14 protein-coding genes are annotated in these 14,121 nt (G+C 67.0%); 2 read left to right on the forward strand and 12 right to left on the reverse strand.

Going from position 1 to position 14,121, the window contains the following annotated elements; all coding sequences use genetic code 11:
- Positions 1 to 3: 3 nt before the first annotated feature.
- The 7 genes from PV772_RS04585 to PV772_RS04615 all read right to left on the reverse strand — a co-directional run bounded on the left by PV772_RS04585 (position 4) and on the right by PV772_RS04615 (position 4,873).
- Positions 4 to 888 (reverse strand): SseB family protein, encoded by an 885-nt coding sequence (locus PV772_RS04585; RefSeq protein ID WP_141181187.1) that lies wholly within the window; start codon positions 886 to 888, stop codon positions 4 to 6.
- A 21-nt stretch (positions 889 to 909) separates the two neighbouring features.
- On the reverse strand, positions 910 to 1,656 hold the full coding sequence (gene priA / locus PV772_RS04590) for a bifunctional 1-(5-phosphoribosyl)-5-((5-phosphoribosylamino)methylideneamino)imidazole-4-carboxamide isomerase/phosphoribosylanthranilate isomerase PriA (RefSeq protein WP_141160950.1): 747 nt from the start codon (positions 1,654 to 1,656) through the stop codon (positions 910 to 912).
- An 84-nt stretch (positions 1,657 to 1,740) separates the two neighbouring features.
- Positions 1,741 to 1,899, reverse strand: a complete 159-nt coding sequence (locus PV772_RS04595; protein WP_168223112.1) for a hypothetical protein — start codon at positions 1,897 to 1,899, stop codon at positions 1,741 to 1,743.
- Complete coding sequence (gene hisH / locus PV772_RS04600; RefSeq protein WP_347885486.1) at positions 1,900 to 2,658, reverse strand: imidazole glycerol phosphate synthase subunit HisH; 759 nt, start codon at positions 2,656 to 2,658, stop codon at positions 1,900 to 1,902. It lies immediately after the preceding gene.
- Positions 2,655 to 3,281: an imidazoleglycerol-phosphate dehydratase HisB gene (hisB, locus tag PV772_RS04605; protein ID WP_347885487.1), complete on the reverse strand. Its 627-nt coding sequence runs from the start codon at positions 3,279 to 3,281 to the stop codon at positions 2,655 to 2,657. Before hisB ends, hisH begins: the two co-directional genes overlap by 4 nt.
- A 61-nt stretch (positions 3,282 to 3,342) precedes the next feature.
- Positions 3,343 to 4,461: a histidinol-phosphate transaminase gene (locus tag PV772_RS04610; RefSeq protein WP_141181185.1), complete on the reverse strand. Its 1,119-nt coding sequence runs from the start codon at positions 4,459 to 4,461 to the stop codon at positions 3,343 to 3,345.
- 61 nt (positions 4,462 to 4,522) lie between these two features.
- A complete protein-coding gene (locus PV772_RS04615) occupies positions 4,523 to 4,873 on the reverse strand; it encodes a LysM peptidoglycan-binding domain-containing protein (RefSeq protein ID WP_347885488.1) in 351 nt (116 codons plus the stop codon).
- Between the two features lie 357 nt (positions 4,874 to 5,230).
- On the opposite strand from PV772_RS04615, the gene lexA reads away from it, so the two are divergent.
- Positions 5,231 to 5,965: a transcriptional repressor LexA gene (gene lexA, locus PV772_RS04620; RefSeq protein ID WP_141160955.1), complete on the forward strand. Its 735-nt coding sequence runs from the start codon at positions 5,231 to 5,233 to the stop codon at positions 5,963 to 5,965.
- A gap of 47 nt (positions 5,966 to 6,012) precedes the next feature.
- Here the strand turns inward: lexA and PV772_RS04625 are convergent, their stop codons facing one another.
- Both PV772_RS04625 and hflX read right to left on the reverse strand, forming a co-directional pair.
- Positions 6,013 to 8,070 carry an ATP-dependent DNA helicase gene (locus PV772_RS04625; protein WP_347885489.1) on the reverse strand — a complete coding sequence of 686 codons (2,058 nt, stop codon included), beginning with the start codon at positions 8,068 to 8,070 and terminating at the stop codon, positions 6,013 to 6,015.
- Entirely contained in the window at positions 8,063 to 9,640 is a 1,578-nt protein-coding gene (gene hflX / locus PV772_RS04630; protein WP_141181183.1) for a GTPase HflX, read from the reverse strand. The genes PV772_RS04625 and hflX overlap by 8 nt, the downstream gene beginning before the upstream one ends.
- Before the next feature lie 437 nt (positions 9,641 to 10,077).
- On the opposite strand from hflX, the gene PV772_RS04635 reads away from it, so the two are divergent.
- Positions 10,078 to 10,701, forward strand: coding sequence for a methyltransferase (locus PV772_RS04635; protein ID WP_347885490.1), 624 nt, complete (start codon positions 10,078 to 10,080; stop codon positions 10,699 to 10,701).
- Here the strand turns inward: PV772_RS04635 and dapF are convergent.
- Genes dapF through miaB form a run of 3 tightly spaced genes read right to left on the reverse strand, consistent with a single transcriptional unit; the run spans position 10,673 to position 14,118 of the window.
- Positions 10,673 to 11,617, reverse strand: coding sequence for a diaminopimelate epimerase (dapF, locus tag PV772_RS04640; protein ID WP_347885491.1), 945 nt, complete (start codon positions 11,615 to 11,617; stop codon positions 10,673 to 10,675). The two genes, PV772_RS04635 and dapF, sit on opposite strands and share 29 nt — an antisense overlap.
- A gap of 44 nt (positions 11,618 to 11,661) precedes the next feature.
- Positions 11,662 to 12,558, reverse strand: a complete 897-nt coding sequence (gene miaA / locus PV772_RS04645) for a tRNA (adenosine(37)-N6)-dimethylallyltransferase MiaA (RefSeq protein ID WP_347885492.1) — start codon at positions 12,556 to 12,558, stop codon at positions 11,662 to 11,664.
- Between the two features lie 3 nt (positions 12,559 to 12,561).
- Positions 12,562 to 14,118, reverse strand: a complete 1,557-nt coding sequence (gene miaB, locus PV772_RS04650) for a tRNA (N6-isopentenyl adenosine(37)-C2)-methylthiotransferase MiaB (RefSeq protein ID WP_307360060.1) — start codon at positions 14,116 to 14,118, stop codon at positions 12,562 to 12,564.
- Positions 14,119 to 14,121 lie beyond the last annotated feature (3 nt).

Raw genomic sequence — 14,121 nt, forward strand, 5'->3', positions numbered from 1 at the left:
CGGCTAGTCGGGAGCGCGCCTCAGTTTGATTTCCAGGGAATCGACGCGCTCCCCAAACAATACATTCCGGGACCACTCGGCCTGCAGGCCGGCTACCAGATCCTGGACACCGGCCGCGTCCAGGCCGTCCTCGAGGTACAGCACCACCTGCAGTTCCGGCCCGGTACCGCCACCAGGGAGCAGGGACCCGTCGGCGGCCCTGGCGACGACTCCCCTGCCGGGCAACAGTTCGACGCCGCGGACGGCCGCGAAGCCGGCGGCAGCGTTGCCCATTTCGGCGGCGAGGGCCCGGTCACTGTAGGAGGGGGTCCAGGCATGCTGCTTGGCGAGGGCCCAGACACCGGGGCGGCGCACCACGAAGGTTACATCCGCACCCGGATCCAGGACCAGGAGTTCTGCCCCTTCGGCGACCGCAGAGAGGGCCGCCCGGGCGGCATAGACCGCTACCGGCCGGGCGTCGGGATGCCATGCGGCCAGTGCGGCCGCAGAAGTGAACGCCGGCAGCGCGGTCCTGCCGTCGGCGGCCTTCAGCGTCACCAGCGCCATGTCCGCCTGCTTGTCCGCGTGCAGCCCGTGCGCTGTCCCGGCCTCTTCGGCGAGCTGGGCCACGATGGGAATGAACACGCGGGCCGTGGCCAGCGCGGCAACGACGTCCGCCTCGTCGCCCCGCCCCTCCCGGAGCGCGGCAATTGCGGTGAGGTAGCCGGCGTCGGCCGTTCCGTCGTCGTCCTCGAAGTTGTGGATCTTCGCATCATCTCCAGCCAGGCTGCGGCCGGCCCATGGCTGGCCCGCGGAATCCGTGGCACCACCGGCGCCGGCCAGGGCCGCCGCAATATGGCCGGGGAGTTGGCGGGCGGGAGGGCTTACCGGTTCTTCGGAGCTGGGCATGGCCGGGCTGCTTCCCCGCGCCTACCGGCGGCCGGCGACGTCGAGGGCTTCGGGCAGCGTGAAGGCGCCGGCGTAGAGTGCCTTGCCCACAATGGCGCCTTCGACGCCCAAGGGGACCAGCGAGCGGAGGACTTTGAGGTCGTCCAAACTGGAAATGCCGCCGGACGCCACCACGGGCTTACCGGTCTTCTCCACCATCTGGCGCAGGAGTTCAACGTTCGGGCCCTGCAGGGTGCCGTCCTTGGTCACATCGGTGACCACGTAGCGGGCGCAGCCGGCCTCCTCCAGGCGGCCCAGGACGTCCCACAGGTCCCCGCCTTCCTTCGTCCAGCCACGGCCGGCCAGGGTGGTGCCCCGGACGTCCAGTCCGACGGCGATCTTGTCGCCGAAGCGCTCGATGGCCCGCGCGGTCCAGTCAGGGTTCTCCAGTGCTGCGGTCCCCAGGTTGACCCGGGCGACACCCAGGTCGAGCGCTGCCTCCAGGGTCTCATCGTCGCGGAGGCCGCCCGAGAGCTCTACCTTGATGTCCAGCCGGCCCACCACCTCGCGGAGCAGGTCGGCGTTGGAACCGCGCCCGAAAGCAGCGTCAAGGTCAACCAGGTGGACCCATTCAGCACCCTGCTGCTGCCAGTTCAACGCGGCTTCGAGGGGGGTGCCGTAGCTGGTTTCGCTGCCCGCCTCGCCCTGGACCAGCCGGACGGCCTGGCCGTTGACAACGTCGACGGCTGGCAGGAGTTCAAGTACCGGCAGGTCATGTGCGGTGGTCATACTCATCCTCGGTGTTGGTTCTTCGGTTGGGACTAAAGCGGGGGCGGCCGGCAACCGTTTATGCTCCGTGCCGCCCCCGGACTGTCAATTGCCCGGCAGCGTGAGCAGGTAGGCGGCAACCAGTGACATGGCAGCCAGGGCGTAGAACGACACCTGGAGCCACAGGGGCCTGGCCTGCTGCCGGAACGAGATGCCGCCGCCAATCAGCAGGCCGGCGAGGCCCATCAGGAGTACGGACCACATCTAGGCGCCACTGCCGGCGCTGGCAGGGTCGCCGGAATCGGCGCCGGCCGGCCTGCGCAGGCCCTCCACCCAGTTGCGCAGGAGCCGCGCGCCGGCATCGCCGGATTTTTCGGGGTGGAACTGGGTTGCGCAGAGCGGGCCGTTTTCCACGGCCGCGATGAACGGGCCGCCGTGCTCGGACCAGGTCACCAGTGGCGGTGCCATCCGCGGCTGGATGACGTCGAAGTTCCATTCCTGCACGCCGTAGGAGTGCACGAAGTAGAACCGTTCGTTTTCGACGCCGGCAAAGAGCTTCGAGCCTTCGGGGACCTTGACGGTGTTCCAGCCCATGTGGGGTACGACCTCCGCCGGGAGGGCCTCCACCTTTCCGGGCCATTCACCGATGCCCTGGGCTTCAGTGCCGTGTTCGACGCCGGCTTCGAACAGGACCTGCAGGCCCACGCAAATGCCAAGTACCGGGCGCCCGCCGGCCACGCGCCGGCCGATGAGCCGGATGCCGTCCACGGCCTTGAGTTCGCGCATCACGGTTTCGAATGCGCCGACGCCGGGCACCACCAGGCCGTCCGCGTTCAGGACGTCCTCCGGTTTGGCGCTCAGGATCACTTCCGCGCCGGCGCGTTCCAGGGCACGCACCGCGGACCTGACGTTCCCGGAACCGTAGTCCAGCACCGTGACGGTGGGCTTGCCCTCAGGCGACGGCAGCCTGCGGGACGCCGAGGGGTCGATGATGGCCCCGTCCTTCAGTTCCGGGCCGCTCACAGGGCACCCTTGGTGGAGGGGATGCCCTCAACCCGGGGATCCGGTTCGACGGCGGCGCGGAGCGCGCGCGCAAAGGCTTTGAACTGGGCCTCGACGATGTGGTGGGGGTCCCGGCCGGCCAGCACGTTCATGTGGAGGCAAATTCCGGCGTGCAGCGTGATGGCCTCAAAGGCATGGCGGGTCAGGGACCCGGTGAAGTGGCCGCCAATGAGGTGGTATTCCTGGCCGGCGGGCTCACCGCCGTGCACCAGGTAGGGGCGGCCGGAAACGTCCACCACCGCGTTGGCGAGGGCCTCGTCCAGCGGCACCGTGGCCTCGCCAAACCGGCGGATGCCCGCTTTGTTGCCGAGGGCCGTCCGCAGGACTTCACCGAAGGTGATGGCGACATCCTCAACGGTGTGGTGGACGTCTATGTGGGTGTCCCCGGTGGCCTTGACCGTCATATCGATCAGGGAGTGCTTGCACAGGGCCGTCAGCATGTGGTCGTAGAACGGCACCGAGGTGTCGATGTCCGAGACTCCGGTACCGTCCAGGTTGATCTCCACGAGTACCGAGGACTCGCTGGTGGCACGCTCCATGCGGGCGGTCCGGGCTGCAGCCGTATTCGATCCGGTTGAACTCATGGTGAAGGATCCTTTGTGCGAGAAGAAGTGGTTCAAGGCGTCCAGCGCCGCCGTATCAAGTCTAGGCGTGAAGCGCGGCGTGGCCGGCAAGGATGCGTTCCAGGGAGGTCAGGAAGGCTGTGGTTTCCGCCTCAGTGCCCGCCGTGACGCGGAGGTGGCCCGGGATGCCCACATCGCGGATGAGCACGCCGGCGTCAAGGAGCTCCTGCCAGACCTGGTGCGGGTTTTCCAGGCCGCCGAAGAAAACGTAGTTGGAGTCCGATGCTGCGGGCTTGAGTCCCATCCTGGTCAGCTCGGCCACGATGCGGTCCCTCTGCTTCTTGATGTCCTCGACGTCGGCCATCAGCGCTTCGCGGTGTTCGAGGGCCGCCAGGGCGGTGGCCTGGGTGATGGCGGAGAGGTGGTACGGCAGGCGCACGAGACGCAGGGCATCGGCGACCTCGGGGGCTGCGGCCATGTAACCGAGCCGTGCCCCCGCCAGGGCGAAGGCCTTGCTCATCGTGCGGGAGACGATCAGACGTTCACGGCCGGGCAGGAGTGTCAGTGCGCTCGGCGTTCCGTCGTGTGCGAACTCGTGGTACGCCTCGTCGACGATCACGATGGCCTGGCTGTCCGCGCCGGCGTCATAGACGGCTTCCACGACGTCCAGCCCAAGCCCGGTCCCGGTGGGATTGTTGGGTGAGCAGAGGAACACGATGTTGGGCTGGAGTTCCTTGACCTGGCGGGCCGCGGACTCTGCGCTGAGGTCATAGCCTTCCGCGCGTTCCCCCGTGATGTACTGCGTGTCCGTTCCGCTGGCCAGCAACGGGTACATGGAGTACGTCGGCGGGAAGCCAAGGGCCGTGCGCCCTGGGCCGCCGAAGGCCTGGAGGATCTGTTGCAGGACCTCGTTGGAGCCGTTGGCTGCCCACAGGTTGGTTTCGTCGAGCCCATGCCCGAGATATTCCGCCAGGGCCTTCCGGAGCGCGGTGAACTCGCGGTCCGGGTAGCGGTTGAGGCCTGCGGCGGCTTCCGTAACGGCGGCGCTGATGGCGGCCCGCACATCGGCAGGAACCCCATGGGTGTTTTCGTTGACGTTCAGCAGGATGGGGACGTTCAGCTGGGGAGCACCATAGGGAGTCAGTCCGCGAAGGTTGCTGCGGAGGGGAAGCCGGTTCAGACGTTCTAGCTGCTGGTTCACCTGAACAGTTTAGTTGCCGCGGCAACTACCGGAAAATGTGACGGTTCCCGCGGCTTCCCCCTCAGTGGGTGGGAACGAACAGCTGCCGGCCTGGAAGGACGGTGCCGGCGTCAAGGTTGTTGAGCTGGACAATGTCCGCCACGACGTCGCGGGCGTCCCGGCCCGGCGCGACGGTACCGGCAATGGCCCACAACGACTGTCCGGGCTGCACCGTCACGGTAACGGTGGGTGTCACCGCGAGGTCCGCAACCGAATCCGAGGCCTTGGCCGGGGAATGGAAGAACCCGGCGAGTGACAGCAGGAGAACAGCGAGGACTACAAGCGGGACCCCAATCAGGACGATCCTCCCCCGGCGGGTGAGCCGCAGCGGTGCAGGCGATGGTGAAACCTGGTGAAGAGTTAAAGCTGACATGAACTAAGCCCTCCTGGACTTGCCGTGCTGCCCGGGTGTCCGCCCGCAACGCCCTTGCCGTTCAAAACCGCCGCCGGGCACATCTTCCGGCCGGGTATTCGAAGGAGGCATCTGCTGGTTAGAACACATATTCGAACTTTGCTGGTTAAGTTTTAGCACCTATCAACGAACATTGTCGAGACTCGCTAGAACAAATGTTTGAAAAAGCACTATGGCTGGCCTAGTTTTGGAACCAAGAACAACCACTCCTGAAGTTGACCAGCAGGGTCTGACAATGACAGTGGGAGTCCTTCCACCGGCACGGCGGAAACAGCGCCCGGCGGAAGTTCCGGCGGCAAGCGAAAGGCAGTGGCGAATATGGCAGCAGCAGCCGCCGGGGGCAGGACCGCCCCGCAATCCAAGAGGACCACCAAGGGGCTGACTCCCCGGCAGAAGAAGATCCTCGAGACCATCCAGCGCTCCGTTAACGAGAACGGGTATCCGCCGTCCATGCGGGAAATCGGCGACACGGTCGGCCTTGCAAGCCTGTCAAGCGTGACCCATCAGCTCTCGCAGCTGGAAAAGCTGGGCTACCTTCGGCGCGACCCCAAGCGGCCCCGTGCCATGGAAGTGTTGATGCCGCTGACGCTGGACGGCGGGGGAAAGAGCGCGGGCACGTCCCGTGCGCCCCAAGCCGCAGGGGACAGCGCCACCGTCACGGAGCTGCCTACTGCTCTGGATACGGCCATGGTTCCGCTGGTGGGCCGGATTGCCGCCGGCGGCCCCATCCTTGCCGAACAGCTCGTCGAAGATGTCATGCCGCTGCCCCGCCAACTGGTTGGCCAGGGCGAACTTTTCATGCTGAAGGTGGCCGGCGATTCGATGGTGGATGCCGCCATTTGCGACGGTGACTGGGTGGTGGTGCGGCGCCAGGCTGACGCTGCCAACGGGGACATCGTCGCTGCACTGCTGGATGACGAGGCGACGGTCAAGACCTTCCGCCAGCGCGACGGCCACACCTGGCTGCTGCCGCAGAACACCCAGTACGAACCGATCCTGGGCGACCATGCCACCATCATGGGCAAGGTCGTCTCAGTCCTGCGTTCGCTCTAGCCTGCGCACGCCTGCCCGGCATCCGTGCAGGCGCTATCCGGCCGTTCTCAGGACGCGTCGGCGCCCAGCCTGGTGAGGGCTGCCAGCGCTTTGGCGCGGTCAGTGGTGGCCCAGAACGGCGGGAGGGCGCCGCGCAGGAATCCCGCATAGCGCTCGGTGGCCAGCCGCGAGTCCAGGACTGCCACCACTCCTTTGTCCCCGGTTGACCTGATCAGGCGGCCGGCCCCCTGGGCAAGCCGGATGGCAGCGTGGGTTGCCGAAACAGACATGAAACCGTTCCCCCCGGCCTGCGCCACGGCACGCGAACGCGCCGTCATGAGGGGGTCGTCCGGCCGCGGGAACGGGATGCGGTCAATCACCACCAGCCGGCAGGATCCACCGGGAACATCCACACCCTGCCACAGGGACATGGTTCCGAAGAGGCAGGTGTCCGGTTCGTCCGCGAATTGTTTGACCAGGGCGGTCATGGTCGACTCCCCCTGGCAGAGGACAGTCATGTCGAGCTTCGGGCGGAGGGCATCGGCGGCTTCCTCGGCCGCCCGCCGCGAGGAGAACAGGCAAAGCGCTCCCCCGTTGGAGGCCTTGATGAGCGCTTCGAGTTCGGCCAGTGCTTCCGGTGAAACACCTCGGCCGGGCTTGGGCAGGTGACCGGCAACGTAAAGGATGCCCTGTTTGGGGTAGTCGAAGGGCGAGCCAACATCCACGCCCGTCCAGCTGGGCGCTCCGTCACCGATCAGGCCCAGGCCTCCTGCGGCCGGTTCAAAGGCGGAACCGATCGCCAGGGTGGCAGAGGTCAGCACCACGGTGTGGCCGGCGAAGAGCCCCTCCCGCAGCCGGCCGGCGACGGACAGCGGCGCAATGTTGATCAGGACCGGCGCGCTGTCATCGGGCTGCGAATAGCCTTGGCCGGGATCGAAGGTGCTGGCGCGGGAGAACCACACCACTTCCCGGTTTTCCCGGGCAGCGATCAGCCGCTCGCACAGTTCCAGGATGAGCATCAGCCGGGAACGCGCCAGCTGCCGCCCGCCGTCGGCCGTGGTATTGCTGTCCCCCTTGGAATCGGACAACGCAGCCCTGCACGCTTCACGCAGCTGGTCCACGCAGTCAAGCTGTTCATCGTTCAGTCCGTTGGGGAGAAGTCCGTTGGGCGCGCCCGCGAGGGCCATTTCCAGGTTGGCAGCTGCGGCGTTCAGGGCGTCAACGGTGATGGCGGTGTGTTTCCGTGCGCCGGAAGCGGCCGCGTGGACCATGGCCACGGACAGCTGCCCGGAGACGGCTCCCGTCACCCGGTCCTGCAGCTCGTGCGCTTCGTCCACCACCACGACGTCGTATTCGGGCAGGACTGCCAGTCCTTCGAACGCGCTGACGGCCAGCATGGCGTGGTTGGTCACCACCACGTCAGCCTCGGCGGCATCCTGCCGGGCGAGCTCGCTGAAGCATTCAGCGGCCATCGGGCATTTTTGGGCGCCGAGGCATTCCATCGAGGTGACGGAAACCTGCCGCCATGCACGGTCGGTCACTCCAGGCAGCAGCTCGTCGCGGTCGCCGGTGGCCGTCTTCTCCGCCCATTCCCGGAGCCGCACCACTTCCTTGCCCAGCTGTGACGATGGTCCGCCCACGGAGGCGGCGAAATGCGGAACGCTGGTGTCCTCCCCCAGGGAAAACAGCTGCCCTTCCGACGGTTCCTCGGAAGGGAACCCGCCTTCAAGCTTGTGGCGGCACACATAGTTGGACCTGCCCTTGACCAGTGCAACCTTGACCGGCCGGTCCAGCGCCGGCGTGATGTTCTTCAGGAGGCGGGGCAGGTCCCTGCCGACAATCTGGGTCTGGAGCGCCAGGGTCGCCGTGGAGACCAGCGCAGGCTTGTTGCTTTCCAGGGCGTGGGCGATCAGCGGTATCAGGTAGGCCAGCGATTTGCCGGTGCCGGTACCTGCCTGGACCAACAGGTGGTTGCCGGTTTCGATGGCCCTGGCCACCTGGCGGGCCATTTCGTGTTGTCCGGTGCGGCTTTGTCCGCCCATGCCGGCGACGGCGAGGTCGAGCAGTTCGATAACGAACTGCTCGCCCGCCGTCTGCGCAGCTTCGCCGGCTGCGAGGTCAGTCATTGACGACGAATTGTTCCAGTTCGGACGCGAGGCCCTCCCGGACCATCACCGCAGCCCTGGTACCGGCCTCGAGGTGGTCCAGGCTGAGGATCTCGGCGTCGGACTCATGGAGCTTGCTGATCAGGTCCCCGCGCTCGTACGGGATGAGCAGCTCCATCTTGACCGATGGCCGGGGAATGGACTCGCTGATGGCCTTCAGCAATTCCGGGATGCCTTCCCCGGTCCTGGCCGAGACCACCACGTGCCGTGGCTCGCGCTGCTTCAGCCGCTCCACCACAAAGGGGTCCGCCGCATCGGCCTTGTTCAGGACGATGATTTCAGGCACCTTGCGGGCGTCGACTTCGCTGAAGACCTTCCGGACCGCGGCGATCTGCCCTTCCGGGTCGGGGTGCGACACGTCCACCACGTGCAGGATCAGGTCCGAGTCCGCCACCTCCTCGAGGGTGGAGCGGAAGGCTTCCACCAGCTGGGTGGGCAGTGAACGGACGAACCCGACGGTGTCCGCCAGCGTGTACCCCAGGCCGTCAGCGGTTTCGGCCTTGCGGACGGTGGGATCAAGGGTGGCGAAGAGGGCATTCTCCACGAGGACCCCTGCGTCGGTGAGCCGGTTGAGCAGCGAGGACTTGCCGGCGTTGGTGTAGCCGGCGATTGCCACGGAGGGCACTTCATTACGACGCCGGTTGGCCCGTTTGGTCTCCCGTGCCGGCTTCATGGCGGCGATTTCGCGCCGCAGCTTGGCCATCCGGGTACGGATCCGGCGCCGGTCGAGTTCGATCTTGGTCTCGCCTGGACCACGGGAGCCCATGCCGGCGGCGGCGCCGCCCACCTGGCCGCCGGCCTGGCGGGACATCGACTCACCCCAGCCGCGCAGGCGGGGAAGCAGGTATTCCAGCTGCGCCAGCTCCACCTGCGCCTTGCCTTCGCGGCTCTTGGCGTGCTGGGCGAAGATGTCCAGGATCAGGGCTGTTCGGTCGATGACCTTGACCTTGACGATGTCTTCAAGGCCTCGGCGCTGGGAAGGAGCCAGTTCGGCGTCCACCACTACGGTGTCCGCGCCGGTGGCCATGACGATGTCCTTGAGTTCCTGCGCCTTGCCGGAACCCAGGAACGTCCCGGGGTCCGGCTTGTCGCGGCGCTGCACCAGACCGTCGAGGACTTCCGAGCCCGCAGTCTCGGCCAGGGCGGCCAGCTCCCGCAATGAGTTTTCGGCGTCGGCCAGCGTTCCCTCTGACCAAAGCCCGGCCAGGACCACGCGTTCCAGGCGCAGCTGCCGGTATTCAACTTCGGTGACGTCCTCAAGCTCGGTGGACAGACCCGCCCTGCGGCGCAGGGCGCGGCGTTCCTCGAGGTCCTGCTGGTCGCCGTCGTACGTTGAATGTTCTTCGTCGAGCCGGGAAATGGCTTGGGCCTTGCCAAGGACGGCTTTACCGCTGCCGCCTTCACCGCCGGACGTGCCGGCATTTTTGGCGGGAACGTCCTTGGCGAGGATCCGGTCGATGACAGCCTGGATCTCCTGCGGACTCATGTCCTGGGCGGCTGGATCGGAACCGGTATTGGGCTGGCTGGTCATGGTCTCCTTTGAAGATTCGGCAGTTCCAGAATAGTGCTGATTGGCTCGAAGTTGGAATGTATTCGCGCTGGGCTGACGGCCTGCGGTCATGCGTTTCTCCTGGTTGTTGCGCCGCCGGCTGCGATGCCGGGGCTCGAATGCCGCGTCAGATCGGCGGCAGGGCTGGAAAGGCCGGACCAAGGCGGGAAGTGCAGCAGTGGGCTGACTTTCGAGTTGTGTCCGGCGGCCGGGCCAAACGGAATGGTCTAGCCGGTGCGCAAAAGCGGAAGGTATGGAAACCTGCGTCGCTGCGGGACGGACTGCCGCTGGAGGACAGCCTGCGGGACGGGCGCGGCCCGTACCAGCTACTCGAAGATCAGGAACATGCCCTCCAGCGTAGCAGAGGGCCCTCAGGCCGGTTTCCCATTACGCTGCAGGGGGAACTACTCTGGCCAGTTATGGAGTCCGCACACTATTTCAGCACGTCCCCTGCCGGCCCCTTCACCAGGAAGCCCCTGACAGTGGAATTGGCCGGTGGGACGCGGCAGCTCCAGACCTCCCCGGGGATCTTCAGCCCCGACGGTATCGACAAAGGCACCGCAGTGCTCCTGGACGGCGTTCCGGCGCCGCATCCCCAAGGCAACCTCCTGGACATCGGGTGCGGCTGGGGACCCGTGGCGCTCACCATGGCGCTGCTGGCCCCCGGTTCCAAGGTCTATGCCGTGGACGTCAACGAACGCTGCATCACCCTGACCAATGAAAACGCAGCCGCCCTGGGACTGGCCAACGTGGTCGCCAGCACACCCGCGGCCGTGGATCCGGAGGTCCGCTTCGACACCATCTGGTCCAACCCGCCCATCAGGATCGGCAAGGACGAACTGCACGCCCTGCTCAAACTGTGGCTGCCGCGCCTGGCAGATGGCGGGACCGCGTGGCTGGTGGTGCAGAAGAACCTGGGCTCCGACTCGCTTCAGCGCTGGCTGGCGGCCGAACTGGACGGCTCCTTCACCGTGACCCGCGAGTCCACGTCAAAGTCTTTCCGGATCCTGAAGGTCACGAAAGCGTCCCACTCGCCACAATGACGGCAGGTCCGCTGAGCTCCACGTGCTCGTGGCCGCCGGGGCCGGCAAAGAACTTCACGTCCACCACTCCGCCGGGAACGTGGACCCGCCAGGCGTCCGGCGCCTCCGCCCCGGCCCAGTGCCGGATGGCGACGGCGGCAGCGCAGGCACCGGTCCCGCAGGACTGGGTCTCCCCTACGCCGCGCTCGTGCACCCGCATGGTCACAGAGCCCACACCGTCATGGACCAACGGTTCTGCCGGGACCACGAATTCCACGTTGGTCCCGTTTGCAGGAACGGGATCGACCTTGGGAGCGGTGAAGAGCCGGGTGCCCGTGAGCTCCGAGAGTTCGGCGAGGGCCACCACCGTGTGCGGGTTGCCCATGCTCACGGAGAGGGCCGGCCGGGCAACTTCAAGCCCGTCGGCGGTGACCAGGGAATCCATGGCCTTGGCGCTTGCCTCCCCGGGGAAGATGAACTCCCAGGGTCCCATGTCCACCGCATAGCCGTCTCCGGTGCGGACCACGGTCTTGACCCCGCCGCGGGTGCCGATGGTGAGGGATCCGCCGTCGGGCAGGTCGATCAGGCCCTCGGTCCGCAGGAAATGGACGAAGACCCTGACCCCGTTGCCGCACATCTCGGACAGGGAGCCGTCGGCATTGCGGTAATCCATGAACCATTCCGCGTCCGGGGCTTCCGTGAGCATTTCCCGGCCCTCGGGCAGTAAGCGGGACGGGACCGCCCTGATCAGGCCGTCGGCCCCGATCCCGCGGTGCCGGTCGCACAGCGCCGCGGCCTGGTCCGCGCCGATGGCACGGACGCCCTCGGGGTCGGCCACCAGGACGAAATCGTTGCCGGTGCCGTGCCCCTTGGAAAAGCGGAGCCCGCTCAGCGTGTGCAGGACGGGTCCGGTGGTTTCGGCGGGGGTTGCATTCATGGTCCCAAGCGTAGCGGCGCATGCCGCCGGCGCTGAAACTGCAGCTACCGGCACAACTCCGCTGCCTTGCCAACGAGTCCCGGTTCCTGCCAGTCCAGCCAGGTGATGCGGGGGTCGGCGCGGAACCAGGTCAGCTGGCGCCGGGCGAACTGCCGGGTGGCCACGATGGTTTCCTCGGCGGCGTCTGCAACGGTGGACGTGCCATCGACCACGCGCAGGAACTGTGAATAGCCAAGCGCCCGGGACGCGGTTTTGCCGCGGCGCAGGCCGCTGGCGTCGAGCATCCGGATTTCGTCCAGCAGGCCGGCGTCCACCATCCGGTGCACCCGTTCTGCCAGGCGCTCCCGCAGGACCTCGCGGTCCACGCTGAGGCCCAGCTGGATGGCGGGCTGGTGGTACTCCCGCCGGGGCATGAAGGAGCTGAAGGGCCGCCCGGTGAGTTCGTGCACCTCGAGGGCCCGGATGATGCGCCGGGCATCGGAGACGCGGGCGGCGGAGGCGGGATCGACGGTCCGGAGCCTTGCAAGGAGTGCTTCGGTACCGAGTTCGGAATGCTCCGCCTCAAGGCGGGCCCGCAGTGCGGGGTCGGTCCCCGGGAATTCCAGGACGTCCAGCGCCGCCCGGACGTACAGCCCGGAGCCACCGGCCAGGATGGCGCGCTTGCCGCGCCGATGGATGTCGTCGATGGTCTTGCGTGCCTGGGACTGGAAGTCGGAAACGCTGGCTTCCTCGGTGACGTCCAGGGTGTCCAGGAGGTGGTGCGGCACTCCCCTGCGCTCGGCCATGGTGATTTTGGCGGTGCCGATGTCCATGCCGCGGTAGAACTGCATGGCGTCGGCGTTGATGACCTCGCCGTCCAGGGCAAGGGCAAGGTTGACGGCGAGGTCAGATTTGCCTGAGCCGGTGGGACCGACGACGGCGATGACGGGCGGGGCAGCCACCTGTCAGCGGGTGCGCAGCGGCAGTGCGGGCATGCCGAGGGAGACGCCCTTGCGTTCCCCGGGTGAAGCCGGGGATGGTGCCCCGCAGGAGTCGGCCTGGGACCTGTCCCATGCGTCCCCTGCCCGGGACCGGCGCAGGCTGTAGTCCTCAAGCGTGGGATCGGACACCAGGTGGAAGGCCGCCGCTTCGGTAATGGTGACGGTGACGAGGTCCCCGGGCCTGGGGGCGGGTGCGCCCTCAGGGACCGAAAAGTGGACCAGCCGCTGGTCCTGCGACCGGCCGGAGAGCCGGTGGGTCTCCTCCGACTTCCGCCCGGACTGGGCCGTGACCATGACTTCGAGCCGGCGGCCAAGCTGCTTCCGGTTTTCTTCCGCGGCGATGCGGTCCTGCAGGGCGGTGAGGCGTTCGAAGCGTTCCTGGACCACGGCCTTGGGGAGCTGGTCGGGCAGGTCGGCCGCCGGCGTGCCGGGACGCTTTGAATACTGGAAGGTGAAGGCGGTGGCGAAGCGGGACTGCTCCACCACGTCCAGGGTTGCCTGGAAGTCCTCTTCCGTTTCGCCGGGGAAGCCGACGATGATGTCGGTGGAAATGGCGGCGTGGGGGATCCTTTCACGGACCTTGTCCAGGATTCCCAGGAACTTGGTGGACCGGTAGGAACGCTTCATGGCCCGGAGGATGCTGTCCGACCCGGACTGCAGCGGCATGTGCAGCTGCGGCATGACGTTGGGAGTCTCTGCCATGGCGTCAATGACGTCATCGGTGAACGCGGCCGGGTGCGGGCTGGTGAAGCGGACGCGTTCCAGCCCCTCAATCCCGCCGCAGGCACGCAGGAGCTTGGAGAATGCCTGCCGGTCCCCGAATTCCACCCCGTAGGAGTTGACGTTCTGGCCGAGCAGGGTAACTTCGATGGCGCCGTCGTCCACGAGTGCCTGGATTTCCGCGAGGATCTCTCCGGGCCGGCGGTCTTTTTCCTTGCCGCGCAGGGCCGGCACGATGCAGAAAGTGCAGGTGTTGTTGCAGCCTACGGAGATGGACACCCAGCCCGAGTAGACGGAGTCGCGTTTGGTGGGCAGCGTGGAAGGGAAGACATCCAGGGACTCCAGGATCTCCAGCTGCGCTTCGTTGTTGTGGCGTGCCCGGTCCAGGAGGGCCGGCAGGGCACCCACGTTGTGGGTACCGAAGACGGCATCCACCCAGGGCGCCTTTTTGAGGATGGTTTCGCGGTCCTTTTGTGCCAGGCAACCGCCCACGGCAATCTGCATGCCGGGGTTGGCCGCTTTCACCGGGGCCAGGATGCCCAAGTTGCCGTAGAGCTTGTTGTCCGCGTTTTCCCTGACTGCGCACGTGTTGAACACCACGACGTCGGCATGCCCGCCCTCTGCGGGCACGTAACCGGCGGCCTCAAGCATGCCGGACATCCGTTCGGAGTCATGAACGTTCATCTGGCAGCCGAAGGTGCGCACCTGGTAGGTGCGGGGCATCGCTCCGGACTGCGGCACCGCCCCTGCTTCGACGGAAGGGGTTGCGTCGGATTGGGGGGAAGGAATGGTCAAACTCACCCG

The sequence above is a fragment of the Pseudarthrobacter sp. CC12 genome (genome assembly GCF_039907755.1).
Classification (GTDB): domain Bacteria; phylum Actinomycetota; class Actinomycetes; order Actinomycetales; family Micrococcaceae; genus Arthrobacter; species Arthrobacter niigatensis.